This is a genomic window from Streptomyces atratus, from assembly GCF_900119365.1.
In the GTDB taxonomy this organism is placed as follows: domain Bacteria; phylum Actinomycetota; class Actinomycetes; order Streptomycetales; family Streptomycetaceae; genus Streptomyces; species Streptomyces atratus_B.
This window is the reverse complement of record NZ_FPJO01000080.1, coordinates 1-3,681: the sequence shown is the minus strand read 5'-3', so window position 1 is coordinate 3,681 and position 3,681 is coordinate 1. Positions and strand designations below refer to the sequence as shown.

Annotated in this window: 2 protein-coding genes and 1 pseudogene; 1 reads left to right on the top strand and 2 read right to left on the bottom strand. The window is 66.2% G+C overall.

Annotated features, from left to right (window positions below):
• Positions 1-159: 159 nt before the first annotated feature.
• On the bottom strand, positions 160-318 hold the full coding sequence (locus tag BT364_RS42205; RefSeq protein ID WP_177328410.1) for a hypothetical protein: 159 nt from the start codon (positions 316-318) through the stop codon (positions 160-162).
• A gap of 6 nt (positions 319-324) precedes the next feature.
• Positions 325-1,999, bottom strand: a pseudogene (locus tag BT364_RS38765) (IS1182 family transposase).
• 588 nt (positions 2,000-2,587) lie between these two features.
• Here BT364_RS38765 and BT364_RS38760 point away from each other — a divergent pair.
• Positions 2,588-3,517, top strand: a complete 930-nt coding sequence (locus BT364_RS38760) for a hypothetical protein (RefSeq protein WP_256260436.1) — start codon at positions 2,588-2,590, stop codon at positions 3,515-3,517.
• Positions 3,518-3,681: the final 164 nt, after the last annotated feature.

Here is a 3,681-nt window from a genome sequence, read left to right as displayed (position 1 = left end):
ACACCGGCTACCTCTGGGCCTTCTCCGCCATCACAGCCTCACCCGGCGCCAAGGCCCACTACCGAAGGCGCCGCGACGACCACGGAGACTGGCACACTGCCGCCCAGAGAAATCTCTTCAACCGCATGTGAGGTTCCCCCGCAGCGCGGGAGTGGCTGACTAGCTGGTCAGAGCGGGTTGACGTGGTTTCAGGTTCACTTGTTCGGTCGCTGCCTGGTCGGCGTAGTGCTTCTCCTCGAACTCGATCGGGCTGAGGTAGCCCAGCCGTTTCTGGATGCGGCGGGGGTTGTAGAAGCCGTCGATGACCCTGTTGCCCAATTGGTCTCATGCTGAGAGGTCGAGGGCTGCCAGTCGGGACGTGCGTGTGCGAGCGAGGGGTGTTTCGTTCCACCAGGCGTCGAGGCGGATCAGATTGATGGCGGTGGCTGTGAGGATGTGCGCGAGACGCGTCTTGGCTCGGCCGATGTAGCGGGTGCGCCGGGCTCCAGCGGTCGCGACGGCCTGATGGATGGTGCCTTCCACGCCGGCTCGGGCCGCATAGCGGTCCTTCCACTCATCCGTGGACTGCTCAGCGCGGACGCGTTCCAGCACCGCATCCTGGTCCTGGGGGCGGACGGTGAGCTGCCGCCCATACTTGGTGGAGCGGGTGCACTGGTCTCGCATGGGGCAGGGTGCGCAGGTGGTGGTCGCGAAGCGGATACGGATCGCGTCCCGGCCGTTGTTGTCCACTCCCGCCGTCCAGTACCTGCTCGTGGCACCGGTCGGGCAAGTGGCCTGCTCGGACTGCCAGTTGATGGTGAAGGAGGACTTGCCGAAGCCGCTTCCTCTGGCTGCCTGCCGGGTGTTGTTCGACCGGACTGGGCCGACGACGTGGACACCGCGGGTGGTTGGCGCGGTCAGCAACAGCTCGGCCGAGGTGTATCCGGCGTCCAGGAGGTGCTCCGCTGGCAGGAGGTCCTTGCTGGTGAGACGGTCGTGGATCTCCTCGATGACCATCGCATCGTTGACCGTGGCATCGGTCGTGACGACGTGGGTGATCAAGTGGGGGCGATTCGTCTCCCCGGGGTCGTCGCAGCTCTCGCTGAGGTGGATCTTGTAGCCGACCCAGGCGGATCCGCGCTTCTTCGCGTAACGGGCCTCAGGATCATAGGGCGAAGCGACCATCGCTCTGCTCGGCGGGAGATCGTCTTTCCCCCGCCAGGCCACCTCCTCCTCGCCGTCGGTGACCGTGCGGGTGAACTGCTGCACCCACACCGTGCGCAGGATGGAGACGGCGGGCACCTGCCGCAACCATGCCGGCGCCGTCGGCGCGAAGACCCCTTCGAGCAGGCGGTATCCGTCGGCGGCGATCTGCCGTGCGAGAGTGCGCCGCTCCTGCTCGTCGGTCGGCAGCCGGTAGGCGTCGACCCGTGTCCCGTAGCGTTCCTGCCATGCGGGGTCCATCGACGCGCGCATCCAGTCCGGCGCGGCCATGGCGAGCGCCTCCAGCGACGCCCGCAACGTCTCGCCGATGAATTCCAGGCGGTTGAGGCTGCGGACCGCGGCCAGGACGTGCGTGGAGTCCGTGCGCTGCCGCCCGCCGGGGGCGACCAGCCCCATCTCGGCCAGCCGTTCCAGAAGCAGGTCCAAGATCCTGTCCTCCAGTCCGTGTGCCAGGAGCCGTTCCCGGAACCCGGTCAGCACGGTGTGGTCGAAGCCGGGGTCGGTCAGCTCCAGGCCGAGCAGGTACTTCACATCGATCCTGGCCCGCACCGCGTGCGCGGCCTGGCGATCGGTCAAGTTCTCGGCGAACTGAAGGATGCTGACCAACGCCGGTCGACCGGGCGAGATGCCAGGACGCCCCCGAACTCCGAAGGCCGCTCTGAACTCCTCATCCAGGAACAGCGGACCGAGACTGTCCCGGATCCTCATCGCCAGACAACCCTTGGGGAATGCTGCCCGAGCGACATCCCCTGTCACCGCGGGCACCTCCGGCCCCCGAGCTCGGCCGCATGGACACAGCACACCACCCCCGAATTCCGTGGCCGGACACCCAGTTCGCGCCCTCAGAACCGCCTCGCACCACACACTCACGGACCGGAATGTCACGCGACGGACGATCACGGCAGCTTCACCCAATTGGGCAACAGGGTCATCGAGACCTTCTACAACCGCCGCCGCCTGCGCAAACACAAGGTCTTCGGCTACCTCACCCCGGCCGAAACCCGGCAACGACACCAACACGACTTCGCAGCATAGGCATCGAGTGTCCAAGATCACGGGGAAGCTTCACGCGGGCGGTTCACCCGTCCTACGAGGCCCAGTCGGGCAGTCCGCCGCGGTCGCGTGCGTCGTCCTTGGCGATGCGGAGTTGCGGCCTCGCCGCAGCCCTGACGTGCTACAAGAGACTCGCGAAGCTCACCACGTGAGACATCCTCCAAAATCAGAATGGGCAAGCCAGTTCATGGGCACCATGACGAACAGAGTCATCCGCAGGACGTTCATAGCAGGGCTGGGAATGCTGTTGGGAATTCTATGGTCCGTTCCAGCCCACGCGGCCGACATGGCTGTGGCGGATGCTGGAAGTGTCACCCGCGGCACCCTGGCGGTGGACACCGATATCCCCCGCGGGGTGACGGTTGATCTGGTGCGGCGGACGATAGCCCTGGGTGCCGGCGAGAAGAGGCATCTGCGCGCGCGACTGGAGGCCACCAGCACTACCACCGGCATCGTCGGCCTGACCCAGCGCATCCGATGTCTGAACGCGTCAGGATCGACCGTGTCCGTGGTCGCGGCCTCGGCCCGTAACCATGAAGGCAGCGATACCACCACCTACGCAACTCCAGGGCATCTCCCGCTTTATGCGGACCTGCTCTTCACCGCTCCCACCGCCGGCACCTACACCTGCGTGCTCCAGGGCACGGCCTATTCGTCCCTGCCCGGCAGCTACCACCTGACCGCGGTCGCCAACAACACCTGGCTCGAGACGGACGACACCGACCAGACCGGAGCACGCTGGTGGCAGAACCCTGCCTGCGAAAGTGACGACAGTACGGGTGCGTGCACCTACGTCGGTGACGGAGCGGCCCGTCGTGATGCCTGGGTGTTCTACGACGACGGCACCCCGGTCTACAAGTGGCAGGCGCACCCGGACGCTGTCAGCGTCTCGGCGCAGGCCAACCTGGAACTCACCACGTGCTACCAGGCAACCGCCTCCTGCGCTGGAGCCATGCAGGTCTACCCGCGCGGGGAGAACGCGGTCGTGGACACCCGCTTTGAGTTCATCCAGCTCGACGCAACCGGCCACACCTGCCGCACGCACAGCGCCACTGCCCGCCGGACCATCACCGACGACGCGCATCACGCCGTCGGCTACTCCTCCCTGACCGGCATCCCGATCGATTCTTCCTGCGGCACGCGTACGTTCCTCCTGCGACTCTACGTAAAGCACGTATCCGGCCAGACCGTCAAAATCGACGGCGTCCAGAGCGGCACCACCTCCCTGACCAACGGCATCGCCTTCAACAACTTCCGCTGACAACCCACCCCCACCCAGGGCGGCAGAGGCCAGGCACGTACCGCTTCTGGCAGCGGTTCTGAAGCTTCCCCAAGGCCGGGTAGTTAGCGTTTTCGCAGGTCACGCAAGGGGTGTTGACGGGTTCTCGACGTGGAGCAACGGAGCTCGTTGGTACAGGCAGTCGT